The sequence below is a fragment of the Nocardia sp. FBN12 genome (assembly GCF_050320175.1).
Classification (GTDB): Bacteria; Actinomycetota; Actinomycetes; order Mycobacteriales; family Mycobacteriaceae; genus Nocardia.
Map to the genome: position 1 here is coordinate 4,720,277 of NZ_CP190048.1, position 24,082 is coordinate 4,744,358.

Here is a 24,082-nt window from a genome sequence, read left to right on the forward strand (position 1 = left end):
CCGTGGAATCACATGCCCGGTATTCGGCGACGGCGGATTACGAGCATTGCCGGTGCCCGGCTGGAATAGTGGAGTCACAGACGACACAGCGCGATGAGGGGAGGTGGATTCGGCGATGATCGCTGGAACACCGGTATTCGACCTCGACGACGCCGAGTCGCTGGCGGCGGCCGACACCGGCGGCGCCCTGCGCTCGGCTGCCTCGGGCGGCGCCCAGGTGCGGGCCACCGCCGCGGCGGTCGCCGAAACCTCGCTCATCGAACGGCTCGCCGACCTGCGCCCGCGCAGCCTGGTACTGGTCGCGGGCTCGGGTCGCGCCGCGCGCGCGGCCGGGCTGCTCGTCGCCACGCTCGGCGACCGCGCCGGGCTGCCGATCGTGGCCGTCACCGCGCTGCCGCCGTGGGTCGGCCCGCTGGATGTGGTGCTGGTAGCCGGCGACGACGCGGGTGATCCGCGCCTGATCGACGCCGTCGACCGTGCCCTGCGCCGCAGCGCCGAGGTGGTGATCGCCGCGCCCAACGAGGGTCCGTTGCGCGCGGTGGCCGCCGGTCGCGCGATCGTGCTCGAACCGCGGGTGCCCGTGCTCGACCACAATCGGCTGTTGCGTTTCCTCGCGGTCGGCATCGCGGTGTTGCGCGGTGTCGACGCCCAGCGCAGCGGCCCGGCCACGCCCGATCTCACCGCGCTGGCCGACATGCTCGACGCCGAAGCGTTACGCGACGGCCCGACCAACGAGGTCTTCCATAACCCGGCCAAGACCCTCGCCGCGCGCATGCACGGTGTCGGAGTCGTCCTCGCGGGCGACTCCCCCGCCGCGGTCGAACTGGCCGGGCACGGCGCCGAGGTGCTGCTGCAGTCCGCGGGCAGGCTGGCTTCGGCGGCCGATCTCGCCGACGCCGTCGCCGCGGTCGGTCGCCTGGCCGCGACCACCGGTGGCACCGCGCCCGGCTTCGATCCGCTGTTCCACGACGAGGAGCTCGACGGACCCGCCCCGGTCGACCGGGTACGGGTGCTGGCCTTGAGCGTGCACCCCGATCAGGCCGCCGCCCGGCGCAAGCTCGCGGTCTTCGAGGGCGCGGGCGCGGGCTTGGTCGACGCCGATCTGGTCCATGCCGACGTCGACGTGCTGCAATCCCAGCTCGCCGACCCCGGCGCCATGATCGAGCGAACGGCTGCCGAATCCGCCGCGGGGGGCGGACACGGCAGCGAACTCGAGCAGCTGGCCGTGCTCGCGCTGCGGCTGGACATGGCCGCTGCCTATCTTCGGCTGATCGGTGCGCGCGGTACCGCCGCGCCCGAACCGGATCGATATGACGGGGGACGCTACTAGTGCAGGAACTCGTTGGTGCGCTGCGTTCTTACGCATGGGGGTCGCGCACCGCGCTCGCTCAGCTGTGCGGAAGGCCGGTGCCCTCGGCCCATCCCGAGGCCGAACTCTGGTTCGGCGCGCACCCGGCCGATCCCGCGCAGGTGAAGCTGGACTCGGGCAACCGCTCGCTGCTCGAGGTACTCACCGCCGACCCGGCGGGTGAATTGGGCGCGGTGGCCGATACTTTCGGCACCCGGCTGCCGTTCCTGCTGAAAATCCTCGCGGCCGAGGAACCGCTGTCGCTGCAGGCGCACCCGAGCTCGGCGCAGGCCCAAGCCGGTTTCGAACGGGAGAACCGCACCGGGGTGGCGCTGGATTCACCGCTACGCAACTACCGCGACGACAGCCACAAGCCCGAACTCGTTGTCGCGCTGGAACGTTTCGAGGCGCTGGCCGGGTTCCGCGACCCGCACCGCACCGTCGACCTGTTGCGCGCACTCGACGTCCCCGGTCTCAATGTCTACGCCGAACTGCTTGCCGCCCAGCCTGATTCGGCCGGGCTGCGCACGCTGTTCACCACCTGGATCACGCTGCCGCCCGCCGCCTTGTCGAAGCTGCTGCCCACGGTGCTCGAGGGCTGTGTGCAGTACCTGTCCGGTAAGGGCGCGCGGGAGTTCACCGCCGAGGTGCGCACCGCGCTCGAACTGGCCGAGGTCTACCCCGGCGACGCGGGTGTCCTGGCCGCGCTACTGCTCAACCGGCTGACCCTCGAACCTGGTCAGGCGCTGTTCCTCGCGGCCGGCAATCTGCACGCCTATCTGCGTGGGGTCGGCGTGGAGATCATGGCCAACTCCGACAATGTGTTGCGCGGCGGGCTCACCCCCAAGCACGTCGATGTGCCGGAGTTGCTGCGCGTCCTGGATTTCGAGCCGATCGACCTGCCGGTGATCGAACCCGAACCCGGCGACGACGGCGGTATCCGATACCACACGCCCGCACCGGAATTCGCACTGTGCCGCTTCGACCTCGGCGCCGAGGCCGAGCCGGTCGTGCTCGCCGACGCCGGGCCGGGCATCGTGCTGTGCACCGCGGGCACGGTCGAGCTGTCCGAGAACGGACGCACTCTCATCGTCGAACGTGGCAGCGCTGCCTGGATCTCCGCCGCCGACACCGACATCAAGGCGCGCGCGCTGCGCGGCCCCGCTCAGCTGTTCAGCGCCTGCGTCGGGGACAACTGATACCGACACCCACTTTCGCGCCTGCATCCGATTAGGCTGTGGCGAGTCGTGTTCAGTGAGCAGAAGGGCGGGCCGGCATGTCGGCTGGTGGTGGCAAGAAGGCGATCCTCGCGGCGTTGACGGCCAATGCGGGGATCGCGGTGGCGAAGTTCATCGGCGCGTTCATCACAGGGTCGGCGTCGATGATGGCGGAGGGCGTGCACTCGGTCGCCGACACTTCGAACCAGGGCCTGCTGCTGTTCGGGCAGCGCGCCGCCGCCAAGGACGCCGACGAGCTGCACCAGTTCGGTTACGGCCGCAACCGCTACTTCTACTCGTTCGTCGTGGCGCTGGTGCTGTTCACCCTCGGCTCGGTGTTCGCGATCTACGAGGGCATCCACAAGATCCAGCATCCCGAGGAGCTGAGTCAGCCGATCGTCGCGGTGGTGATCCTGGTGATCGCGATCGGCCTGGAGACCTACAGCTTCCTCACCGCGGTGCGCGAATCCAGGCCGCTCAAGGGCAATGCGAGCTGGTGGCAGTTCATCCGCAACTCGCGCAGCCCCGAGCTGCCGGTAGTGCTGCTCGAGGACACCGGCGCGCTGGTCGGTCTCGTGCTCGCCCTCGGTGGCGTCGGACTCACCATGGTCACCGACGACCCGATCTTCGACGGCATCGGCACCCTGTCCATCGGCATCCTGCTCGGCATCATCGCGATCGTGCTGATCATCGAGATGAAGAGCCTGCTCATCGGCGAAGGCGCCACCCCCGAACAGGGTCGGGCCATCCGCGAGAACCTGGTCGACGGCACCAAGATCACCTCACTGATCCACCTCAAGACCCAGTACATCGGCCCGGACGAAATGCTGGTCGCCGCCAAGGTCGCCCTCGCCCCGAACCTGGGCATCGCCGATGTCGCCGAGGCCATCGACGCCGCCGAGATGCGCGTGCGCGCCGCGGTCCCCACCGCCCGCCTGATCTACCTCGAACCCGACCTCTACCGGGTCAAATAGCGGCTGGCGCCGCGGTTCGGTGCCGACGACACGGTGAACGAGGTCAGGCGTCTGGGCGGGCACCGGCGGTACGGTGCCCGGTATGGCCGAGCAGGGTGGAGACAGCAAGGTCGCGATCCTCGCCGCGCTCGGGGCGAACGCGGGGATCATGATCGCGAAGTTCATCGGCGCGTTCATCACCGGTTCGTCGTCGATGCTGGCCGAGGCGGTGCACTCGGTGGCCGACACCGGCAACGAGGCGCTGCTGCTGGTCGGACGTAATCGGGCCGAGCAGCCGGCGGACACGCTGCACCCGTTCGGATATTCGCGCAATCGGTACTTCTACTCGTTCGTCGTCGCGCTGGTGCTGTTCGTGATGGGCAGCCTGTTCGCGATCAACGAGGCGATCCACAAGATCCGGTTCCCGGAAGAGATCGAGTCGGCCTGGGTCGCGATCGCGATCCTCGGTGTGTCGCTGATTCTCGAAAGTGCCAGTTTCGTCACCGCGCGCAAGCAGTCGGCGCTGCTCAAAGGCAAGAGTTCGTGGTGGCACTTCATCCGCAACACTCGTAATCCCGAACTGCCGGTGGTGCTGCTCGAAGACGCGGGCGCGATCACCGGGCTGATGTTCGCGCTGGCCGGGGTGAGTCTGTCGATGATCACCGGCGACGCGGTGTGGGACGGCGTCGGGACCCTGTTCATCGGCCTGCTGCTCGGCGTGAACGCCGTGATCCTGATCGTGGAGACCAAGAGCCTGCTGATCGGTGAGGGCGCGACGGCCAAGGACGACACCGCGATTCGGTCGGCGCTGCTGGCCGATCCGCGGGTCGAGCGCGTCATCCGGATGCAGACCCAGTACCTCGGGCCACAGGATCTGCTGATCAACGCCAAGATCGCGCTGCACGCCGGCCTCGACATCACGCAGGTGGCCGAGGTGATCGACTCCGCGGACGACCGCATCCACGCCGCCGTGCCGAACACGAGCACGGTCTACCTGGAACCCGATGTTTTCAAGCCGGACAAGGTCCACGACGCGCCGATGAAGCCCTACCGGTAGGCCGGTGCCTCGCCGCGCAACAGGTCGAGCGGGTCGGTGACGATGCCGAAACGGTTGCGCAGCAAGTGTTTCGCCGCGTGCAAGCCAGGCATCCCGTGGACGCCGGGACCCGGCGGGGTCGACGACGAACACAGGTACGTGCCCGGAATCGGTGTGGCGTAAGGATTCCAGCGAGCGATCGGCCGGAACACGGTCTGGCGCGTAGTCATCGCGCCCGCCGAGATGTCACCGCCGATGTAGTTGGCGTTGTGATCGGGCATGAAAGCCGCCGGTCGCACATGTTCAGCGAGGATCAGGTCGCGGAAGCCGGGGGCGAAGCGCTCGACCTGGTCGATCACCTGGTCGCTGATATCGCGGTCGGTTCCGTTGGGGACGTGCGCGTAGGTGTACAGCGTGTGCTGGCCAGCGGGTGCGCGAGTGGGGTCGACCACGCCGGGCTGAATCGCCAGGACGAACGGCCGATCGGCGAATCTGCCGGTGGCGACCTGGTGTTCGGCGTGCATGGCTTCGGCTCTGGTGCCGACCAGGTGCAGAGTGCCTGCCAGGTCGGCGCCCGGCGCGGCCCACGGCACCGGCCCCGACAGCGCGAAGTCGACCTTGCAGGCGGCGTTGCCGTACTGGAAATGCCCGAGGCCGTTGCGGTATCGCGACGGCAGCCGGTCGCCGGCGATGCGAAGGAGTTCGGCGGGCGAGGTGTCGAACAGCACGGCGCGCGCGGTCGCGAGCTCGGCGAAATCGTCGACCCGATGCCCGGTGATCACCTCGCCACCGAGCCGTTCGATCTCGGCGATCATCGCGTTCGGGATGGCCTGGCTGCCACCGCGCGGAACCACCCAGCCTCCCGCGTGCGCGAGGGTGCCCAGCAGCAGTGCCGCGCCGACCGCGGGGAAGGCCCGCGGTGAGGTGATGGCGTGGGCGGCCACCCCGCTGAACATCGCGGGCGCGACGTCACCGTGGAAGCGGTTGTCGGACAACGGGGATGCCTGCTCGAGCAGCCGGGTCGCGAACTTGATGCCGGTGCCGACGTGCAGCGGTGGGTGCCGCAGATCCGACATGGCCAGGTCGACCACCTCGGGCCAGTGCTCGACCAGCGGCGCGAACAGGTCACGCCAGGCCCGGCCGTCGCGGCCGAGGTCGGCGACCGTGGATTCCAGGTTGCGCCAGGCCAGTCCGGCGATCCCCCCGTCGAGCGGGTGTGCGTAGGAGACGGTCGGAGCGAGCAGTTCGACACCGTGCGCCTCGAGATCGAACGCGCGAAAGAACGGTGATGCCAAGGCCATCGGATGCGCACCGGCACAGATGTCGTGATGGAAGCCGGGCAGCGTCAACTCGGCCGTACGCGATCCCCCGCCCGGCTGCTCCTGCGCTTCGAGAACCCGCACCGACAACCCGGCGCGAGCGGCGATCACCGCTGCGGCGAGTCCGTTCGGTCCCGACCCCACTACTACGACTTCCGCCATTGCCGTCCCTCCGCACGTGTGCCTACCTGCTCCAACTTACGCGGGGCCGGTCCGCGCGCCGATGAGGTTTCACTCACCGTGCCGAGTACCCGCTCAGCGCCGAGCGCTATCGGTGACGGGCCCGGCAAGGTCTCCGCTGCCTGTCTGCGCTGGGGCGGGGCCCGCGCCAGCGCGCCGGCGCTCGATCTACACAGCCCCGTCGACGAGCAGGGCGATACGCCGTTCTCTCAGATCAGGGCGCAGCCGGCCGTTGCGCTCCAGCGTCGCGAGGCCGTGCAGGGAGGCCCAGGCGACTTCGGTGCGGGCCCCGAGTTCGTCGCCTTCGGCGTACGGGGTGAACATCGCTTCGAGTCCCGCGAAGGCGTCGCGCAGTGGCTGCGGAGCGTTGAGGCCGAATTCGAGGTCGGTCTTCTGCTCGAAGATGGCGTCGTAGCGGGCCGGGTTGTCGGTGGCGAAGTCGAGGTAGGCGCGGGCGACATTGGCGACGACCTCGGAGTGGGTGGTCGCGGCCGCCCTGGCCAGCTTCAGTTTCTCGGCGAACTCGGTGCAGCCCTGCAGGGCCACGGCGCCGACGATCGCCGCCTTGTTCGCGAAGTGGCTGTAGAGCACGGGCTGGCTGTATTCGATGCGGTCGGCCAGTTTTCGGATGGTGACCGCGTCCCAGCCGTCCGCTTCGGCCATCTCGCGTGCGGCGTCGATGATCCGCTGATGGCGTTCGGCGCGGTCGCGTTCCTTGCGTTGCTGCGTACTCATGCTTGAAATTCTAGCAGCGCTAGACAAGGTAGCGAGGCTGAGTTATGGTTCTTCTAACACCTAGCGCCGCTAGTTTTCAGAGCACAGTGAAAGATTCAGGAGCACACCATGACCACCTCGCGCATCGCCACCGCCCTCTCCCTGCTCGGCGGGCTCTTCATCATCTACGTCGGCATCAACTACCTGATCGCCCCGGAGGCGACGGCCGCGGGCTTCGGCCTCCCCGCGGTACCCCAGGGCGACGCGGTGGCGTTCCTGAACCTCAAGGGCGTCCGCGACATCGTCAGCGGCCTGGTGATCCTCGGCCTGCTGGCCACCAAGCAACGCTTCGCCCTCGGCGTCGCCATGCTGGCCACCTCGCTCACCCCGTTCGGGGACATGGCCACCGTCCTGAGCTGGCACGGCTCCACCGCCACCGCCTTCGGTGTCCACGGCTTCACCGCGGTACTGGTCGCACTGGCCGGCGTGCTGCTCATCCGTGAACGCCGTGTGAGCTCGACCGAACGCCAGCTCGTCACAGCCTGACGATGAATTCTGTCCCGCCGCACCGTCTTCACCGATAACGAACACCCGTCGAGGAGGAACCACCATGGCGAACGCGCCGCACGGACCCGCGTCCTACTTCCCCACCATCGAGACCAAGTACGGGCGCTCCGTCGACGAGTGGTTCACCCTCCTCGACGCGGCCGAGCCAACCGGGCACACGGCACTGGTCACCTGGCTGAAGTCAGAACACGGCCTCGGCCACGGCCACGCCACCGCCCTCGTGCAGTTCCACCTCAACCCGGGCAAGTGGTCCAGGATTTGACTCCCCCAGTCGGCATACGATTCGGATCACGGAGCCCCTGCTCGAGAATCTGACCCGATGAATCACCGAAAAGGCCCCGCGAGTTCTCATCGCGGGGCCTTTCGGCTGTCTCACTGCGCGTCGACAGCCTGTACTGGAACAGGTTTCGTGATGTCGACCGGGTGGTCGACATCGTGGTCGTCAACCATCGTCTCCTCGTCGAACGGCAGTTCACGGTCGAGCACCCGCCGGGTCCGGTCCGCGTCGACCGTCTTGGTCCAGGTTCCGATGAGCAGCGTCGCCACCGCGTTACCCGAGAAGTTGGTCAGGGCACGGGCTTCGGACATGAAGCGGTCGATGCCGACGATGAGGCCGACGCCGTCCAGCAGGTCGGGGCGGTGGCTCTGCAGGCCGCCGGCGAGGGTGGCCAGGCCGGCGCCGGTGACGCCCGCGGCGCCCTTGGACGCGATGATCATGAACAGCAGCAGGCCGATCTGTTCGCCGAGGTTCAGCGGTTTGCCCATGGCGTCGGCGATGAAGATCGAGGCCATCGTGAGGTAGATGGCGGTGCCGTCGAGGTTGAACGAATAGCCGGTCGGCACAACAACACCCACTGTCGTCTTCTCCACGCCCGCGTGTTCCATCTTGGCGATCAGTCGCGGCAGCGCGGACTCCGACGACGAGGTCGCCACGATCAGCAGGTACTCGCGCGACAGGTACCGGCACAGCTTCAGGATCGAGACGCCCGAGACCATGCGCAGGATCACGCCGAGCACACCGAACACGAACACCAGACACGTCAGGTAGAACGCGATCATCAGCGTCGCCAGCTGCACCACCGCAGACCAGCCGGTGCGGCCGACCACGTTGGCGATCGCGCCGAACGCGCCGATCGGGGCCAGCCACAGGATCATCGACAGGATCCGGAAGACAAGTTTCTGCATCAGCGAGACCGCTCGCAGGATCGGTGCGCCTGTCTCGCCCATCGCCTGCACGGCGAACCCGACCAGCAACGCGACGAACAGTGCTTGCAGCACGCTGCCCGCGGTCAGCGAGGACACCAGCGTGGTCGGCACGATGTTCTGGATGAAGTCCCACGTGCCGCCCGCGCTGTGCGCCTGATCGGCGTACTTCGCACCCGCGCCCGAGGCCGTGACGTTGAGCCCCTCGCCCGGATCGATCAGGTTGCCGACCACGAGCCCGATGCCGAGCGCGACCGTCGACATCGCCAGGAAATAGCCGATGGCCAGGCCACCGACTTTGCCGACGGTGGCGGCCGCGCGGACCGACCCGATGCCCAGGACTATCGTGCAGAAGATCACCGGCGCGATCATCATCTTGATCAGGTTCACGAACAGGGTGCCGAGCGGCGCCAGTGACTGACCGAATTCCGGTGCTACCCGGCCGACAATGACGCCGGCCACGACGGCGACGATCACCGCGATATACAGCCAATGGGTATGGTCGCGTTTCCGTGGTGCGGTGGTATCGCTCATGCCGACGAGCATGAGGAACTATTGTGACGGCCGTCACTTTGTTCCATAAGGTTCATATCGGTGCATAACGTTCAGAAATCCAGGTCGGAGGCAAGAGGTGCGACGAGGACGACTGTCGCTCGCGGGACAGGCCTTCGTATGGCAGCTGGTGGTGCTCGCGCTGCTCATCGCCGTCGGCACGATCCTGGCCGTGCTCGATGCCAGACGCGACCATGATCTGGCCGCGGAAATGCAGGTCAGGGATGTCGCGGTGACGGTGGCGCGGTCGCCGTCGACTCTGGCCGCGGTGAACTCGCCCTACCCGAGCGGGCTGCTGCAGCCGACCACCGAGCGGATCAGAGCGGCCACCGGCATGGACTTCATCGTCGTGATGGCGCCCGACCGCACGCGCTACACCCACACCAACCCCGACCTGATCGGCAAGCCGTTCGTCGGCAGCATCGACGGTGCGCTGGCAGGCCAGACGCTGACCGAGACCTTCACCGGCACCCTCGGCCCCTCGATCCGCGCGGTCACTCCGGTCTACGACAACGGCCGGGTGGTCGCGCTGGTCTCGGCGGGGGTCACCCGCGCCAAGATCAGCACCCAGGTCGCCACCCAGCTGCCCCTGATCCTCGGGGTGGCCGCGATGGGTCTCGCGTTGGCCGCGCTGTCGTCGTTCCTGATCAGCCGCAGGCTGCGCCGCCAGACCCACGGGCTGGCCCCCGACGAGCTGCGCGCGCTCTACGAGCACCACGACGCGGTCCTGCACTCCGTGCACGAAGGGTTGGTGGTGTTCGGTGCCCAAGCCGAGGCGGCGGAGGTGGTCAACGATCAGGCGCGCACCCTGCTGGACCTGCCCGACGGGCCGGTCCTCCGCAGCGACCTGCCGGTTTCGCTGCAGCAGATGAGCGGTGGCGTGGTGCGCGACGAGACGCACGTGACCACCGACCGCATCCTGCTGGTCAACCAGGACCTGGTGAGCTGGGAGGGCCGCGAGATCGGCACCGTGCTCACCATCCGCGATCAGACCGAACTGCGCGCGGTGCTGGGTGAGCTCGACTCGGTGCGCGGCTTCGCCGAATCGCTGCGCGCCCAGGCCCACGAGGCGGCCAACCGGCTGCACACCGTGGTCACCATGGTCGAGCTGGGCCGCCCCGATGAGGCGGTGGCCTTCGCGACCGAGGAACTCCAGCTCTCACAGGTCCTGATCGACCGGTTGCTGGCCGCTGTCGGTGACGCGGCGCTGGCCGCGCTGCTGCTCGGCAAGGTCGACCAGGCCGCCGAGCGCGGCGTGAGCCTGGCCATCAGCGAGGACACCGCGCTGGACTCCACCGATCCGCTCTCGGCGCACGAGACCGTGACCCTGGTCGGCAACCTGATCGACAATGCGATCGATGCGGCCGCGGGCACTGTCGACAAGCGCGTCGAGGTGTCGGTGTGTCACCGCGACGGCGCGCTGTGGGTGCAGGTGTCCGACAGCGGGCCCGGTATGTCGGCCCAGATGTTCTCGCGGGCCGCCGAACGCGGCTACACCACGAAATCCGACCACGCGGGCCTCGGCCTCGCTCTGGTGCACCGCCTCGTCGATCGACATCGCGGCACCATCACCACCACGGCCGCACCACACAGCGCGGTCATCGTTCGCATTCCGCTGAGGGAGAAACCATGATCCGGGTCCTGATCGTCGAGGACGAGCCGTTGATCGCCCAGGCCCATCGGGCCTATCTCGAACGGCTCGACGGTTTCGTCACCGGTGGGCTCGTGCACACCGGGCGCGACGCGCTGCGGGTGGCGGCCGAGGCGATCGCCGACGGCAATCCGTTCCACCTGGTGTTGATGGATATCGGGCTGCCCGATATCAGCGGGCTCGATGTGGCCGCCGCGCTCAACGGGCTCACGCCCCGTCCCGATGTCATCGCGATCACCTCGGCGCGCGAGCTGAACATGGTGCGCAGCGCGGTGGCGCACGGTGTGGTGCTGTACCTGCTCAAGCCCTTCACCTTCGCCGCCTTCCGCGAAAAGCTGGAACGTTACCGCGATTTCAACACCGCGCTGCCCGCGGGCGAGGCGGCACTGTCGCAGTACGACATCGACCGCGCGCTCGGCGCGCTGCGCACCGCCGACCAGAAGGCCGGCGCGCCGAAAGGCGTTGTGCAGCACACCCTCGAGGAGGTCTCACGGGCGGTGCGCGCGACCGAGACCGGCATCACGGCCACCGATGCCGCTGCCGTCGTTGGTGTTTCGCGCATCACCGCGTGGCGATACCTCGAGAAGCTCGCCGACGACGGACTCGCCGAACGCCGTGCCGATTACGGGCGCGCAGGTCGCCCGAAGACCCGCTACCGCTGGCGCGCGAGCACGTAGGCGACCGAGCGGGGCTTCGTTACGAACGAAACCCATTCGACCGGACCGGGACTCACCAGCGCCCCCGAGCCCGACGATCGCCACCGACTCAGGCGGGACGCGAGGCACCTGCCAAGTCGTCGGGCGCCGGCGTTCGCGCGACAGGTCCGAGGTCGACCGGCATATGTTCGAAACCGTGCAGCGTGAACAGGTTTCGACGCGTCGGCTCGCCACGTAACCGCAGGTTCGGGTAACGGGTGTAGAGCGCGCGCAGGGCATGGACCGCTTCCATCCGGGCCAGGCTCGCACCGAGGCAGGCGTGGATGCCGCTGCTGAACGCCACGTGCTCCCTGAGATTGGGGCGGTCGATGTCGAAGCGGTGCGGGTCGGGGAAGACGGCCGGGTCACGGTTTGCCCCGGCCAGCGACAGGATCACCGTCGTCTGCGCCCGCACCAGGCCGCCCTCGATCTCGACATCCTCCAGCGCCTGGCGCGCGGTGGTCTGCACCGGCGGATCGAAGCGCAGCGTCTCCTCCACCACATCGGGCCAGCGTTGCGGATCGTCCTGCGCGAGCGCGAGCTGATCGGGGTACGCCGACAGCGCGGCCACCGCGTTGCCGATCAGATTGACCGTCGTCTCGAAACCCGCGCCCATCAGCAGACTCGCGCCCGCCTGCAGTTCCGCCAGGTTCAGCTCGCCCGAACTGACCAGGGTGGACAGGATGTCCTCGCCCGGCGCCCGGCGCAGGGTGGCGATGTGGTCGGCGAGGAAGTCGTCCATCTCCTCGATCGCGCGCATCGCGCCACGGTAGGACCGCCACGACGTGCCGATGTCGAGCAGGGGTGTCACCTTGTCGCCCCAATCGAGGAACCTGTCCCGGTCCGCGGGCGCGAAGCCGAGCATTTCGGCGATGATCGCGATCGGCACCTTGGCGGCGAAATCGGTGATCAGGTCGACCGATCCGTCGGCGGGCATCGCGTCGAGGAGTTCGGCGGTGACCACCTCCACCCGGTCCCGCAGCCTGGAGATGGCGCGCGGGGTGAACGCCGAGGCCACCGGCTTGCGCATGCGCGTGTGGTCGGGCGGGTTGATGACCAGCATCGACGGGGGCTCGACCGGGTTGGGTGGCACCGTGACCCGCTCGGCGAGCTTGCGCCACGGGGTGGGCAGATCGTTGCCGAGGGCGGGCCGCACGCCGAATCTGGGGTCGCGCAGAATCGCCCGAACCGGCGCGTGATCGAACGCGGCGTAGGACAGTGGCGTTTTGCGCAATCCGCCCGACCCGCGCAGTTCATCGATCAGCGGATAGGGATCGTGCAATCCCCGCCGACCGCTCAGCAACGTCGCGAACGGATCACCGCGACGCACCTGCCAGCGCAGGATCGCGCGCGGTGCCCCGTGTTCGGCCGACCATCGAACCCAGTACTGCGCGAACATCGCCACCCCTACCGTCGAAGCCGAGAACTTGCTTCCACAGTACGGAGCGGGTGTGACACGCGACACGTTCCCGAGGCGGAGCCGAACCAATACCCAGGTAGGAGCTAGCGGCGGACGGTCACCTTCTCGGTGACGACCCGATGCTCGATCGCACCCGGATCCGGATTGACGACCTGCACCAGCGAAGCCCCCGCGAACAGCACCGCGACGAACCCGTCGATCACTTCCTCGACCGTCTCCCACGGCGTACTCGAAAGCACCCGATCGCCTGCGGAAAACCCTTGCAGTGCGGCTGATTTCCGGGCCGTGGCCAGCACTTCGCTCACCGAGAGACCGTCGAGCGCCGCCCGGAAACCGCCGGGCAGGAACTGATCACCGTGCACCCGCACCGCGGTCGCGAAATCGGTGACGCCGACCGGAACGTCGCGGACCGGCGTTCCCATCGCGTCCAGCGACAGCACCGCCACCTCGTCGACACCATCGGCATCGTCGAGCCGGTCGGGTGTGACCAGCGCGAGGTCGGCATCGGGATCGGGTGTGAGCACCACTTCGGTTCCCGCCCACCAGCATCCGAGCAGCACCGCGGCGGTCTGCCAGTGCGCGGGCAACAGCACCGCCACCCTGGCGCCGGGGGTGAGCGCGAATTCGTCGCGGATCAGGTTCGCGGTCTTGGCGGCCCAGTTGGCCAACGTCAGCCCCGACAGTTCGATCCGGGCGCCGGTGGCGTCGTCGTACCAGGTGACGCGCGGTCCGGCGGGATCGCGTTCCAGAATCGGGTCGAGGAGGGCGTCGGTCAGGGTCGAGTTCGGCTCACGCATGGGTCAATTCACACATTTCGGTCCGTTCTGGCCTGCGTCGATCGGCGGGGCGGGCGGTATCGGTGTCGCGGTCGCAGTCGCGCCTGCATCGAACATGCCTGCCGCGGCTGAGCCCGGACCAGAGTAGTCGCTCGCCAGCACCACGCTCACCGTATCCGCCGACAGCGACGGATCCGCGACCACGGTGAGACCACCGAGCGCCTCGGCGACCGCCGCCGCCTTCGGATTGTCGGCGTCCGCGGCCAGCACCCGGCTCGAGCTCACGCTGCCGCCGGTGTAGTTGCCGACCGTGCCTTCCTTGAATCCCTTGCCCGTCAGCGCCGTCGACACCTTGCCCGCGAGCCCGGTGGCACCGCCCGCGTTGAGCACGCTCACCGTCACCGTCGACGGGTCGAGTTTCGGTCCGTCGTCGGCCTTCTCCTCGCCGACGAGCCCGGCGACGAAGCTCTGCACCGTCTTCGGATCGACCTTGACCACCGATTCCCCGTCCGAGGTCATGCTGTTGAGGTCGGAGACGGGAACGGTCTCGAATGCCACCTTGCCGCCGGACAGATCCTTGAGCTGCTGCAGGAAAGCCAGCACGTCCCAGTCCTCGTCGAGCACGACGGTGCGCCCGACCGCCTCGCTGATCTCGCTGAGCTTGCCCGGATTGGCGAGGGTCTTGGCATTGAGCATCTGGCCGACGAGTTGCGCCATGAACACCTGCTGACGCACGATCCGGTCGATGTCACCGCGTTCGAGGTCATGGCGCTGACGCACGAAGCTCAACGCCTCCTGACCGTCGAGACGCTGGCGCCCGGCGGGGAAGTCCGCGCCCGACATCGGTTCGTCCACCGCCTGATTCAGGCACACCTCGACACCGCCGACCGAGTCGGTGAGCAGCACGAAGCCGAGCAGGCTCACCTCGGCGTAGTGGTCGACGCTGATGCCGGTCAGGTTGGCCACCGATTTGATCAGCGCCTGCCGTCCCGCCTTGGTCGACTCGCGTTCCGCCTCGGCCTCGGACTTGCCGTCGGCGAGCAGTTCGGCGCGTTCGGTCTCCTTGGTCGAGCCGTACGCGGAGTTGATCTTGGCCTTGCCCTGGCCGCCGCCGATATCGACGTAGGAGTCGCGCGGGATGGAAATCGCGGTGGCCGAACGGCCGTCGTTGGGGACGCGGATCAACACGATGGTGTCGGTGTTGGTGCCCACCTCGTCGCCCGCGTGCAGCATGGCGCGTTCGGCTGTGGTGAGCGGATTGCCGTGCGCGTCGGTACGGCTGTCCACGCCGACCAGCAGGATGTCGACGGCGCCGTCGCGGCCACCCCCGAGACCGAGGCCACCGATCCGGTCGATATTGGCGATCAGGTTGTCGACACTGCGCCAGGCGAATCCGGTGAGGCACAGGACCAAGACCGCCGAGATCGCCACCATCAATTTGGCCGGGCCGAAGGTGCCCGCAGGCGCGCTGACCGGCCTAGTCGACTCTCGCACTCGTGCATCCTCTCGACGAACTCCGCGCCCGGTCCGCTCTTCCCCCCGGCAAACACCGCCGTGTCGTTGGCCCGGGCTCGTCCTCGGATACCGGCCATCACAGGCTAACCATTAGTTACCACACCGAGGCCCAACCGCAGGTGCCCCGGCGTGCCAGACTTGCGGCGTGAACGCCGATTTCCCCGCCCCCGCTCACCTGATCGTAACCGGCGCACGCGGTCTGCTGGGGCGACAGATCTCGCGGCTGGCACCGGCGGCGCGCGGCTTCGGGCGGGCCGAACTCGATATCACCGACCGCGGTGCCGTCGACGCCGTCCTCGTGCCGGGTGCCGTGGTGCTCAACTGCGCGGCCTATACCGCGGTCGACGCGGCCGAAACCGATGTCGAGGCCGCGTTCGCCGCCAATGCGACCGGACCGGCCGTGCTCGCGGCCGCCTGCGCGGACGCGGGTGCGCGGCTGATCCACGTGTCCACCGATTACGTCTTTCCCGGCACCGCGCGCACGCCGTACGAGCCGAGCGACCCCACCGGACCGCACACGGTCTACGGCCGGTCCAAACTGGCCGGTGAGCAGGCCGTGCTCGAGCTGGGCGCCCAGGTCGTGCGTACCGCCTGGGTGTACGCCGGTGTCGAGGGGGATTTCGTCGCGACCATGCGCAGGCTGGAAGCCGAACGCGACACCATCAGCGTGGTGAACGACCAGCTCGGCTCCCCCACCAGCGCCGCCGACCTGGCCGCGGCGCTCCTGGAATTGAGCACCCGTCCCGACACCCCCCGTGTGCTGCACGCCACCAATTCCGGCACCGCCACCTGGTTCGATCTCGCCGCGGCGGTTTTCGCCGACCTGGGAGCCGACCCGAACCGGGTATTGCCGTGCGCGTCCAGCGAATTCCCCAGACCCGCTCCGCGCCCGGCGTATTCGGTGCTGTCCCCGGCGGCCTGGGACGCGGCCGGCCTCACCCCCCTTCGCCCTTGGCGTATCGCACTCACCGACACACTGAGCCGGTTGTCCGACTAGGCTCCGCTCTCGTGAACGACGCAGCCGATTCTCCAGCCCCCGCCGGCCTTGCCGTGGTCACGGTGACCTATTCACCGGGTGAGCACCTCGAGCACTTCATCACCACCCTGGCCGACGCCACCAGCGAGAAGCCGCAGGTGATCCTGGCCGACAATGGCTCGACCGACGGCGTCCCCGAGCTGGTCGCCGAGGCCAACTCGCACGTCACGCTGCTGCACACCGGCGGCAATATCGGCTACGGCGGCGCCATCAACCGGGCCGTCGCCGAGATCGACCCGTCGATCGAATTCGTGATCCTGGCCAACCCGGACATCCGCTGGGGCGTCGACTCCATCGACAAGATGCTCGAGGCCGCAGCGCGCTGGCCGCGAGCGGGCGCGATCGGGCCGATGGTGCGTGAGCCCGACGGCAGCATCTATCCCTCCGCCCGTCGGGTCCCCGGCCTCGCCGACGGCGCCGGACACGCGATTCTGGGCTCGGTCTGGCCGAAGAACCCCTGGTCGGTGCGCTATCGCCAGGAGAACGAGCAGATCTCCGAGCGGGTGGTCGGCTGGCTGTCCGGCTCCTGCCTGCTGGTGCGCCGCGCCGCCTTCGACACCATCGACGGATTCGACTCGCGCTACTTCATGTACATGGAGGACGTGGACTTCGGTGACCGCATGGGCAAGGCGGGCTGGCACAATGTGTTCGTCCCGGACGCCGAGGTGACCCATGCCAAGGGCCACGCCGCGGGCAAGCATCCCGAACTGATGCTGCCCGCCCACCACGCCAGCGCCTACCGCTTCCAGGCGGACCGGCATCCGCACTGGTGGCAGGCACCGTTGCGGGGCGCGTTGCGGGCCGGACTTGCGGTTCGCTCCAAGATTGCGGTTCGATCGGCGCTGCGTGAGCAAGCGCGAACCGGTGCCTGAGTAGGCGCCGGTCCACTGTGAACAGGGGAAACTCGATGGCAGGCAATGCAGGCACCGACGCGGTCATTCTCGTCGGCGGACAGGGCACGCGGCTGCGTCCGCTCACCCTCTCGGCGCCCAAGCCCATGCTGCCGACGGCCGGGCTGCCGTTCCTGACCCACCTGCTGGCCAGGATCGCCGAGGCCGGGATCACCCACGTGGTGCTCGGCACCTCCTTCAAGGCCGAGGTCTTCGAAGAGCACTTCGGTGACGGCTCCGACCTGGGCCTCGACCTGGAGTACGTGACCGAGACCGAGCCGCTCGGCACCGGTGGCGGTATCCGCAACGTGCTGCCCAAGCTGCGCGCGGACAACGTGATGGTGTTCAACGGCGATGTGCTCGGCGGCACCGACCTCGGTGCGATCCTCGACACCCACGAGTCGACCAATGCCGACGTGACCCTGCATCTGGTCCGGGTCAGCGACCCGCGCGCCTTCGGTTGCGTGCCGACCGACGCCGACGGCCGCGTCACCGCGTTCCTGGAGAAGACCCAGGATCCGCCGACCGACCAGATCAACGCGGGTTGCTACGTGTTCCGCCGCGAATACATCGAGAAGATCCCCACGGGTCGTCCGGTCTCGGTGGAACGCGAGGTCTTCCCCGCGCTCCTGGCCGAGGGCGCCCGCGTGCAGGGCCATGTCGACGCCTCCTACTGGCGTGACATGGGCACCCCGGAAGACTTCGTGCGCGGCTCCGCGGACCTGGTCCGCGGTATCGCTCCCTCCCCGGCCCTGCCCGGCCAGCGTGGCGAGTCCCTCGTCCACCCCGGTGCCGGTGTGGCGCCGGGCGCGCTGCTCATCGGCGGGACCGTGGTCGGGCGTGGCGCCGAGATCGGCGCGGGTGCGCGGCTGGACGGCGCGGTGATCTTCGACGGCGCGGTGGTCGAAGCGGGCGCGACGGTCGAACGCTCCATCATCGGCTTCGGTGCCCGCATCGGTCCCCGCGCGCTGGTTCGCGACGGCGTGATCGGCGACGGTGCCAATGTCGGCGCCCGCTGTGAACTCCTGCGCGGCGCCCGCGTGTGGCCCGGAGTGGTCATCCCCGACGGCGGCATCCGCTTCTCCACCGACGTCTGATCCACCCGACGCCGGGTCATCGCCGATTTCCTCGGCCGGTGGCCCGGCGTCGTGCTGTTCAGCTGAAGCCGACGGCTTGGTCGCCCCAAGCGGTGTGCAGGTCGGCGTCGGGGTTGTCCACGACGCGGTCGATGGTGTCGATGAGCAGGGTGGTGCGGGCGGTGGGGCGGTAGTGCGGCCAGTGCTTGGAACCGTCGATCGCGGCGGGGACGCCGTGTTCGGCGAAGGCCAGCCAGCGACGCTGCATGCGACCCGAGACCGCGACCGAGGCTTTGCGCCCACCGAGCCAGAAGGTGGGGTCGTGGTTGAAGGTGCCGAAATTGCCGAAGACATAAGGCAATTCGGTGGCGTGACCCGCTCCGACCCTGGCCGCCTTCAACATCGGGGTCGCGTAGTCGAACCGGTACATCCAGGTCGGTGAATGCTGCGCATGACCCTCGGCCACCCAGGCCGCGGGCATCCGGAACGCCGCGTCGGTCGACATCGCCAGTGCCCCACGGGTTTTGGTGAGATCGGGGTAGGCCGAGGTGATCTCCGCGATCCGCTCGGGCGACATCTCCGGATGCGACGCGGCGACATCGCGCAGCATCGCGTTCACCGCGTCGGGCGTCACCGGCATGATCGGCGAGCGCAGCACCCGGAACAGCGACGCCTCATCGCGATTGGTCCCGATCAGCAGTGGCACCCGATGCGAATGCCCCTGCTGGAATCGGTCGATTGGATAGCCCGGCAACAGATCTCCGTCGACGACCGGTGCGGCGGCGAGCCTGCCCGGTTCCTTGATCGGTACCTCGTCCAGCAGCACCGCACCGACCTCGACGAGCTGCTCGATCGGCAACTCCAGCAACCGATTCGCCTCGCCCGGCCCGAGTTCCAGCAGTTCCAGGTACCGCTGGCCGACGACTGCGGCCCGCTCCTGCCCGAAAACCGTAGTGGCGGGCGGACTCTGCACGATCGCCTTGTGGAACAAACCGGCCCCGGCAGGCGAAGTGAGCAGCGCGGTCACGCACCCCGCGCCCGAGGACTCGCCGAACAGCGTCACATTGCTCGGATCGCCGCCGAACGCGGCGATATTGTCGCGCACCCACGCGAGCGCGGCGAGCTGATCGTGCAGGCCCAGATTCGCGGTGAACTGATCACCGAACGAGGACAGATCGAGGAAACCGAGCACCCCGAGCCGATAGTTCACCGAGACGACGACCACATCGCCGGCCTCGGCCAGCTTGCGCCCGTCGTAGATGGTCTGGGCGGCGGTACCGAGGCAGTAGGCGCCGCCGTGCAGCCACACCATCACCGGGCGCGGTTCACCGTCGCTCGGTTCGGGTCGCGGCGACCAGACATTGACCCACAGACAGTCCTCGCCCATCTGCAGATCGGAACCCACCGGCACCATCGCGCCCATGGCCTGCGGTGCGATGTCACCGAACACCACGCAGTCACGAACGCCGTCCCAGGGCTTCGGGGGCTCGGGCCTGGCGAATCGGGCAGGTCCGGCGGGTGCGGCGGCGTAGGGGACGCTGCGCCATACGGCGATCGGACCGTCCCAGGTTCCGCCTGCCAGTCCGTATTCGGTGTCCGCCAGTGGGTCGGCCTCGTGCGTCCGCGTGTCGGAGTCGAGATCGGGCTGAATGCTCATCGCACACCTCCTAGCCGGCGCGACCGCACGGGTGCCTGTGCATTTGCTCCCGCGGGCCGCAGCACCTGGTGACTTCCTACGAGAGTACGTGCGCACCGGGCGTGCGCGCGCCCTACGCGCCGTTTCCGCAGGTAACAGTTACTTCGCGGTACAGAAGGAAGCGGCTTCTCGTGCCGGTGCCGCTTACACTGGGCCGATGCCGAACTACAGCTTCCGGTGTCGCTCCTGCGGCGACACCTTCGACGTCAACCGGCCGATGGCGCAGTCCTCGGATCCGGCATCGTGCCCCCTCGGCCACGACGACACCGTCAAACTGCTCACCACCTTCGCGGCCGTGGGACGTGGCTCAGCTCCCACTCCCGCACCCGCACCTCGTCCGGCCGGTGGCGGTTGCTGCGGTGGTGGCGGTTGCTGCTGACCTGATTCACTCGCGCCGGTCGACGTGGCCGAGGTCGCGGTCGGGCGCGATCCGGTCGCGAACCCGCTGCTTGAGGATCGCGATATCGGGAAACCCCCCGTCCGCCTTGCGTTCCCAGAGTTGTTCACCGTCCAGGGTGATCCGGAAGATGCCGCCCTGCCCGGGAACCAGCGCCACCTCCCCGAGTTCGGCGGCGAACGTGGTCAGCAGTTCCTGCGCCATCCAGCTCGCCCGGAGCAGCCAGCGGCATTGGGTGCAGTACTCGATCGTGATACGGGGCACCACAGCAGTATCCCCGGATCAGGCCTGGAACGTCCCGTCGAGGTAAACCCAGGCCCCGTCGACCCGCACGAAGGTACTCAGCTCGTGCATCGCGTCGCGCACACCGTCGACCTTGTAGTGGGCGATGAACTCCACAGTCCCGTTGTCGTCGAACGGCCCCCCACGCTGCGTTCCCACGATCTCGAGAAACAGCCACCGCTGACCCCGATCGAGCTCGAGCTCGGCAGGACGAGTGCTGGGATGCCAGGACCGCAGCAGATAGTCCACATCGCCGACGACATAGGCGGTATAGCGCGAGCGCATAAGCGTTTCCGCGGTCGGCGCGGCCTTCTCGCCGGCCAGAAAGGGCCCGCAGCAGGCATCGAACGGCTCACCGCGACGACACGGACACGCTGTCACTACTCGTTCGCCTCTCCGGGAATTCGGCGGGCCGCCCGGGAGCCCGACTTTCGGCTCCCGGCTTTACGTCGAGTGCGCAGCGGCCGGGAGGGCCTAAACTACCAGTCGGCCGATCATCCGAACGGCTGGTGTGCGAGGGGGGCGAGGTCCAACACCCGAGCCAGCTCCGCGGTCTGATCCCGCCAGCGCCGTAGGTCGGTGACGCTGGGCGCCATCTCGTAGTCGAGGTGATGCGCGGCCCGCGACAACGCGGCCCACAGCGCCCCGACCTGACCCGCGGTTTCCGGCCCGGCGTACACCCGAAGAGCGAGCAGCTGCGCCCGCATCGGACATCGCATCAACTCCGGCGCCACCTGCGCCCACAATTGATCTACCGCCTGCTCGAGCGCCAACCGCAGGATCCACGCCACCGCCCGTGACCACACCCCGCCCGCGTCCGACACCGACCCGTCCAGCAAATTCTCGGCCGCTTCGAGCCGCTCCGCCACCGAGGGTCGCGTGAACTTCGCGCGAGGCCTGCCGCGGCGATTCACGACGCCGCTACTTCCCCAGCGATGCCACTCACGCGCGCACCACGGCAGGCTCGTGCGCGCGCAGCCAGGTGATGAATCGCTCGGTGTCGCTGATCAATTCCCGCATCGGACGGTCGATCGGAACGTGCGCGCCCGCGGTGGCGTCACGGAGGACGCCGACGAGCCAGCGTCCGCCGACCGCGCTCAAGTGCTTGTTCAGATCGTCCACCCGCGCACCGACACCCATGATCGCGAGCGTGATCATGGCCCTGGTGGTGTGCGCGTTGCGAACGCGCCGTTCCACTTCACTGTGTTCGAGCCCGGCGGCCAGTAGTTCGTGCCGCGCCTTCGCCAGACCCGCCGCCTCGATCGCCGAACGGCAACAGGTGGCAACGAGTTCGTCGGCGATGGCGGCTGGGAGTTGCGGTGTGCGCAGCAGCGATCGCGCGTCGTCGAGATACCGGCGAACCGGATCGCCGGTCACCCGCACCTCGACGATCGAACGCTCGCGACGCTGCACCTCGAGCACCGTCGCATCGAGCTGCATCCGGCGCACCGCCTCGGCAAGTCGCTCGTCGTGGGTGAACACCACCACCTGCCGCGACGCCGCCACCTCGGCGAGCACCCTCGCCAGCCCGTCGACCTTCGCCGGATCCATCGCCTGGACCGGGTCGTCGATCATCACGAACCGGAACGGACTGTGCGCCACCGTGGCTCGCGGCAGGAACAGCGACAGCCCGAGCGCGTGCAGCTCCCCCTGGCTCATCACCCCGAGCGCCGCACCGTCGACCTCGTCGACGGTCACATCGAGCAGCACCCGCCGCGCCGTCCCCGCACTGCCCTGCAGGCGGATCGCGCCCAGCTCCACATTGCTCTGCTGCCGCAGCGTGCTCCACACCCACCGCGCCGTGGTCTCCAACGGCCGCATCCGCTCCTCGCGAATCGTCGCCGTCGCCGCTTTGAGCCAGTCGGCTGCCTTCTTCACCACCCGCAGTTCGCTCGCGTGGTCGGCGACGGCACGAGCGGGGTCGAGCCAGGCGCGAATGCGCGGGACCAGCGGCGACCACACCGTATCCAGCCGGTCCAGCTCGATCCGCGTATCCCGTTGCAGTGCCTCGAGTTCCGCGGCGAGATCGGCGTGGACCGTCCGTAGCCGATCCGGTATCCGATCGTCGTGGTCGGCGGTGGCCAGCGCGGCCCACTCAGACCAGAGCTGCCCGACGATTTCGCGCTGCTTGCGCAACGAGTCCGGGGTTTCGTGCGAACCAGCGCCGCCGACACCGCGCGCGGTCGCCGAGCCGAGCTCCGCCGGCACCGCGCAGGGGAGGCCACGAGCCGCCACCAGTGCCGCATCGAATTCCGCCGTGGCCGCTTGGAGCGCCGCCAGTTCCGCAGTGCGGTAAGCGATTTCGGAATCAGCGGCGGTGCGCCATTCGGTGTCGAGATCGTCGCGTCCGCAGACCGGGCACGGACACGAACCCGAGGCAGCCACGTGGTCGCGTGCCCGCGTGAGCAATTCGAGCACACGCAGGTCGGCTGCGGTGTCGGCGGTCGCGTGCCGCGCCACATTCCGGGACGCTTCGGCGAGCCGATCCGCCGTGGCCGCGACCTGCTCGGTGCCGGGCACGGCCAGCCGCAGGATCGCGCGCAGACCCTCCGGCCCATCGATCCCGAGGACCGAGTCGGCCACCGCACCTGCCACCGCGTCGATGTCGGGGTCCGGGGTGCGCAGCAGATCGGCAACGCCGCGGGCGCGCTCGTCATCGGCTTCGGCGAGTTCGACCAGCAGGTCGGCGCGCGATTGGCGCGAATCCTTCACGGCGCGTTCGAGTTCGAGCTTGCGCAGTCTGATCTGTTCGGCCGCGGCCGCCAACTCGTCGAGACCGAGCAGGCGATGCAGCGCGTCGAACAGATCGCTCGGCTTCCCGTCGACGAGCGCGCCGAGTTCGCTGTAGGACAGGAACGGCCGGTACAGATCGAGCCGTTGCCTGCGGCCACCCGGGTCGACCGATGCCGCCGGTTCGGATCCACGCCGCTCGGTCCACTGCGCGTCGGCCAGTTCCGCGCTCGCGTCCCAGCGGGTGGCGACCGAGAGCGCGGGCTCGTCACCCGCGGTGAGCAGTTCGATATCGATCCGGGCGGTATCGGGTTCGTGCAGGTTGCGCCACCCCTCCCGCCATGCGGTCGAGCGGCCGTCCCAGCGCCGGTTCCCACCGGTCAACGCGAATTCCGCGGCCTCGGCGAAACTCGACTTCCCGCTGCCGTTGCGCCCGACCACCAGCGTCAGACCTGGCCCCGGATTCAGCCGCAGCGTCGCCGCGGGTCCGATCCCTCGAAACCCCTGCACGGTGATCGACCGCAGAAAGACCCCGGTATCACCGGAATCCGTTGCGGCCGAGTCACCGTCGACAGCGCTCAGCGCGGCGAGCACGCATTCGGCGACCCGTTCCTCCACTGCCGGGTCGGCGGCGAGCTCGCGCGCGACCACCTCGGCGATCCGATCCGAGCACACTCGAGACATCCCCCTTCGCGCCCGCGCGCAACGCGACGATTCTGGTGGAAACGCTACCCGATCGCCGGACGTTCGCCCAGGGGATGCGCAGGGCCCCAGCGAATCTGCCCGCGGGAGTGGAATGGCCATCGTGATGCCACGGCGGGCCCTCGAT

At 68.8% G+C, this 24,082-nt stretch carries 23 protein-coding genes; 12 read left to right on the plus strand and 11 right to left on the minus strand.

Annotated features, from left to right (window positions below):
* Positions 1-115: 115 nt before the first annotated feature.
* The 4 genes from ACQHI0_RS22400 to ACQHI0_RS22415 all read left to right on the plus strand — a co-directional run bounded on the left by ACQHI0_RS22400 (position 116) and on the right by ACQHI0_RS22415 (position 4,575).
* A complete protein-coding gene (locus ACQHI0_RS22400; RefSeq protein ID WP_427903794.1) occupies positions 116-1,330 on the plus strand; it encodes a tobH protein in 1,215 nt (404 codons plus the stop codon).
* Positions 1,330-2,547 carry a mannose-6-phosphate isomerase, class I gene (gene manA / locus ACQHI0_RS22405; RefSeq protein WP_427903795.1) on the plus strand — a complete coding sequence of 406 codons (1,218 nt, stop codon included), beginning with the start codon at positions 1,330-1,332 and terminating at the stop codon, positions 2,545-2,547. Before ACQHI0_RS22400 ends, manA begins: the two co-directional genes overlap by 1 nt.
* A gap of 77 nt (positions 2,548-2,624) precedes the next feature.
* The gene (locus ACQHI0_RS22410; protein ID WP_427903796.1) at positions 2,625-3,539 is read left to right on the plus strand and encodes a cation diffusion facilitator family transporter; all 915 of its coding nucleotides are present in this window, start codon (positions 2,625-2,627) and stop codon (positions 3,537-3,539) included.
* A gap of 82 nt (positions 3,540-3,621) precedes the next feature.
* Complete coding sequence (locus ACQHI0_RS22415; RefSeq protein ID WP_427903797.1) at positions 3,622-4,575, plus strand: cation diffusion facilitator family transporter; 954 nt, start codon at positions 3,622-3,624, stop codon at positions 4,573-4,575.
* On the opposite strand, the gene ACQHI0_RS22420 is transcribed toward ACQHI0_RS22415, so the two are convergent.
* Both ACQHI0_RS22420 and ACQHI0_RS22425 read right to left on the minus strand, forming a co-directional pair.
* Entirely contained in the window at positions 4,566-6,035 is a 1,470-nt protein-coding gene (locus ACQHI0_RS22420; RefSeq protein ID WP_427903798.1) for a phytoene desaturase family protein, read from the minus strand. The two genes, ACQHI0_RS22415 and ACQHI0_RS22420, sit on opposite strands and share 10 nt — an antisense overlap.
* Before the next feature lie 186 nt (positions 6,036-6,221).
* Positions 6,222-6,788 (minus strand): TetR/AcrR family transcriptional regulator, encoded by a 567-nt coding sequence (locus ACQHI0_RS22425; protein WP_427903799.1) that lies wholly within the window; start codon positions 6,786-6,788, stop codon positions 6,222-6,224.
* Between the two features lie 108 nt (positions 6,789-6,896).
* Between ACQHI0_RS22425 and ACQHI0_RS22430 the strand changes: the two genes are divergently transcribed.
* Together ACQHI0_RS22430 and ACQHI0_RS22435 are read left to right on the plus strand one after the other, a co-directional pair.
* Entirely contained in the window at positions 6,897-7,313 is a 417-nt protein-coding gene (locus tag ACQHI0_RS22430) for a DUF4267 domain-containing protein (protein ID WP_427903800.1), read from the plus strand.
* A gap of 64 nt (positions 7,314-7,377) precedes the next feature.
* Positions 7,378-7,596 (plus strand): DUF4287 domain-containing protein, encoded by a 219-nt coding sequence (locus ACQHI0_RS22435; protein WP_427903801.1) that lies wholly within the window; start codon positions 7,378-7,380, stop codon positions 7,594-7,596.
* A gap of 110 nt (positions 7,597-7,706) precedes the next feature.
* On the opposite strand, the gene ACQHI0_RS22440 is transcribed toward ACQHI0_RS22435, so the two are convergent.
* On the minus strand, positions 7,707-9,071 hold the full coding sequence (locus tag ACQHI0_RS22440; protein WP_427903802.1) for a cation:dicarboxylate symporter family transporter: 1,365 nt from the start codon (positions 9,069-9,071) through the stop codon (positions 7,707-7,709).
* A gap of 97 nt (positions 9,072-9,168) precedes the next feature.
* Here ACQHI0_RS22440 and ACQHI0_RS22445 point away from each other — a divergent pair, with 97 nt between their 5' ends.
* Together ACQHI0_RS22445 and ACQHI0_RS22450 are read left to right on the plus strand one after the other, a co-directional pair.
* Positions 9,169-10,722, plus strand: coding sequence for an ATP-binding protein (locus ACQHI0_RS22445; protein ID WP_427903803.1), 1,554 nt, complete (start codon positions 9,169-9,171; stop codon positions 10,720-10,722).
* Positions 10,719-11,417, plus strand: coding sequence for a response regulator (locus ACQHI0_RS22450; RefSeq protein ID WP_427903804.1), 699 nt, complete (start codon positions 10,719-10,721; stop codon positions 11,415-11,417). Before ACQHI0_RS22445 ends, ACQHI0_RS22450 begins: the two co-directional genes overlap by 4 nt.
* A gap of 88 nt (positions 11,418-11,505) precedes the next feature.
* Here ACQHI0_RS22450 and ACQHI0_RS22455 read toward each other — a convergent pair whose 3' ends face one another.
* The 3 genes from ACQHI0_RS22455 to ACQHI0_RS22465 form a co-directional block, all read right to left on the minus strand.
* Positions 11,506-12,834, minus strand: a complete 1,329-nt coding sequence (locus ACQHI0_RS22455; protein WP_427903805.1) for a cytochrome P450 — start codon at positions 12,832-12,834, stop codon at positions 11,506-11,508.
* A 104-nt stretch (positions 12,835-12,938) separates the two neighbouring features.
* Positions 12,939-13,652: a TIGR03089 family protein gene (locus tag ACQHI0_RS22460; protein WP_427903806.1), complete on the minus strand. Its 714-nt coding sequence runs from the start codon at positions 13,650-13,652 to the stop codon at positions 12,939-12,941.
* Positions 13,653-13,655: 3 nt separating this feature from the next.
* Positions 13,656-15,065 carry an LCP family protein gene (locus ACQHI0_RS22465; protein WP_427909260.1) on the minus strand — a complete coding sequence of 470 codons (1,410 nt, stop codon included), beginning with the start codon at positions 15,063-15,065 and terminating at the stop codon, positions 13,656-13,658.
* A gap of 226 nt (positions 15,066-15,291) precedes the next feature.
* On the opposite strand from ACQHI0_RS22465, the gene rfbD reads away from it, so the two are divergent.
* Genes rfbD through ACQHI0_RS22480 form a run of 3 tightly spaced genes read left to right on the plus strand, consistent with a single transcriptional unit; the run spans position 15,292 to position 18,169 of the window.
* Positions 15,292-16,143 carry a dTDP-4-dehydrorhamnose reductase gene (gene rfbD / locus ACQHI0_RS22470; RefSeq protein WP_427903807.1) on the plus strand — a complete coding sequence of 284 codons (852 nt, stop codon included), beginning with the start codon at positions 15,292-15,294 and terminating at the stop codon, positions 16,141-16,143.
* Positions 16,144-16,154: 11 nt separating this feature from the next.
* Positions 16,155-17,054 (plus strand): glycosyltransferase family 2 protein, encoded by a 900-nt coding sequence (locus ACQHI0_RS22475; RefSeq protein WP_427903808.1) that lies wholly within the window; start codon positions 16,155-16,157, stop codon positions 17,052-17,054.
* 35 nt (positions 17,055-17,089) lie between these two features.
* Entirely contained in the window at positions 17,090-18,169 is a 1,080-nt protein-coding gene (locus ACQHI0_RS22480; protein WP_427903809.1) for a sugar phosphate nucleotidyltransferase, read from the plus strand.
* A 58-nt stretch (positions 18,170-18,227) separates the two neighbouring features.
* Here ACQHI0_RS22480 and ACQHI0_RS22485 read toward each other — a convergent pair whose 3' ends face one another.
* On the minus strand, positions 18,228-19,805 hold the full coding sequence (locus tag ACQHI0_RS22485) for a carboxylesterase/lipase family protein (RefSeq protein ID WP_427903810.1): 1,578 nt from the start codon (positions 19,803-19,805) through the stop codon (positions 18,228-18,230).
* A 196-nt stretch (positions 19,806-20,001) separates the two neighbouring features.
* Here ACQHI0_RS22485 and ACQHI0_RS22490 point away from each other — a divergent pair, with 196 nt between their 5' ends.
* The gene (locus ACQHI0_RS22490) at positions 20,002-20,223 is read left to right on the plus strand and encodes an FmdB family zinc ribbon protein (RefSeq protein ID WP_427903811.1); all 222 of its coding nucleotides are present in this window, start codon (positions 20,002-20,004) and stop codon (positions 20,221-20,223) included.
* Positions 20,224-20,229: 6 nt separating this feature from the next.
* On the opposite strand, the gene ACQHI0_RS22495 is transcribed toward ACQHI0_RS22490, so the two are convergent.
* The 4 genes from ACQHI0_RS22495 to ACQHI0_RS22510 form a co-directional block, all read right to left on the minus strand.
* Entirely contained in the window at positions 20,230-20,505 is a 276-nt protein-coding gene (locus ACQHI0_RS22495; protein WP_427903812.1) for a SelT/SelW/SelH family protein, read from the minus strand.
* Positions 20,506-20,523: 18 nt separating this feature from the next.
* On the minus strand, positions 20,524-20,904 hold the full coding sequence (locus tag ACQHI0_RS22500; protein WP_427903813.1) for a YchJ family protein: 381 nt from the start codon (positions 20,902-20,904) through the stop codon (positions 20,524-20,526).
* A gap of 113 nt (positions 20,905-21,017) precedes the next feature.
* Positions 21,018-21,392, minus strand: coding sequence for a hypothetical protein (locus tag ACQHI0_RS22505; protein ID WP_427903814.1), 375 nt, complete (start codon positions 21,390-21,392; stop codon positions 21,018-21,020).
* Between the two features lie 73 nt (positions 21,393-21,465).
* On the minus strand, positions 21,466-23,937 hold the full coding sequence (locus ACQHI0_RS22510) for an AAA family ATPase (RefSeq protein ID WP_427903815.1): 2,472 nt from the start codon (positions 23,935-23,937) through the stop codon (positions 21,466-21,468).
* Positions 23,938-24,082 lie beyond the last annotated feature (145 nt).

What these genes read in the sequence shown, in the direction of transcription:
- ACQHI0_RS22400 (WP_427903794.1), top strand. Translation starts at nt 116, where the DNA reads ATGATCGCTGGAACACCGGTATTCGACCTCGACGACGCCGAGTCGCTG.
- ACQHI0_RS22450 (WP_427903804.1), top strand. Translation starts at nt 10,719, where the DNA reads ATGATCCGGGTCCTGATCGTCGAGGACGAGCCGTTGATCGCCCAGGCC.
- ACQHI0_RS22455 (WP_427903805.1), bottom strand. Translation starts at nt 12,834, where the DNA reads ATGTTCGCGCAGTACTGGGTTCGATGGTCGGCCGAACACGGGGCACCG.
- ACQHI0_RS22415 (WP_427903797.1), top strand. Translation starts at nt 3,622, where the DNA reads ATGGCCGAGCAGGGTGGAGACAGCAAGGTCGCGATCCTCGCCGCGCTC.
- ACQHI0_RS22480 (WP_427903809.1), top strand. Translation starts at nt 17,090, where the DNA reads ATGGCAGGCAATGCAGGCACCGACGCGGTCATTCTCGTCGGCGGACAG.
- ACQHI0_RS22510 (WP_427903815.1), bottom strand. Translation starts at nt 23,937, where the DNA reads ATGTCTCGAGTGTGCTCGGATCGGATCGCCGAGGTGGTCGCGCGCGAG.
- ACQHI0_RS22425 (WP_427903799.1), bottom strand. Translation starts at nt 6,788, where the DNA reads ATGAGTACGCAGCAACGCAAGGAACGCGACCGCGCCGAACGCCATCAG.
- ACQHI0_RS22485 (WP_427903810.1), bottom strand. Translation starts at nt 19,805, where the DNA reads ATGAGCATTCAGCCCGATCTCGACTCCGACACGCGGACGCACGAGGCC.
- ACQHI0_RS22460 (WP_427903806.1), bottom strand. Translation starts at nt 13,652, where the DNA reads ATGCGTGAGCCGAACTCGACCCTGACCGACGCCCTCCTCGACCCGATT.
- ACQHI0_RS22410 (WP_427903796.1), top strand. Translation starts at nt 2,625, where the DNA reads ATGTCGGCTGGTGGTGGCAAGAAGGCGATCCTCGCGGCGTTGACGGCC.
- ACQHI0_RS22430 (WP_427903800.1), top strand. Translation starts at nt 6,897, where the DNA reads ATGACCACCTCGCGCATCGCCACCGCCCTCTCCCTGCTCGGCGGGCTC.
- ACQHI0_RS22420 (WP_427903798.1), bottom strand. Translation starts at nt 6,035, where the DNA reads ATGGCGGAAGTCGTAGTAGTGGGGTCGGGACCGAACGGACTCGCCGCA.
- ACQHI0_RS22440 (WP_427903802.1), bottom strand. Translation starts at nt 9,071, where the DNA reads ATGAGCGATACCACCGCACCACGGAAACGCGACCATACCCATTGGCTG.
- ACQHI0_RS22435 (WP_427903801.1), top strand. Translation starts at nt 7,378, where the DNA reads ATGGCGAACGCGCCGCACGGACCCGCGTCCTACTTCCCCACCATCGAG.
- ACQHI0_RS22465 (WP_427909260.1), bottom strand. Translation starts at nt 15,065, where the DNA reads ATGGTGGCGATCTCGGCGGTCTTGGTCCTGTGCCTCACCGGATTCGCC.
- ACQHI0_RS22490 (WP_427903811.1), top strand. Translation starts at nt 20,002, where the DNA reads ATGCCGAACTACAGCTTCCGGTGTCGCTCCTGCGGCGACACCTTCGAC.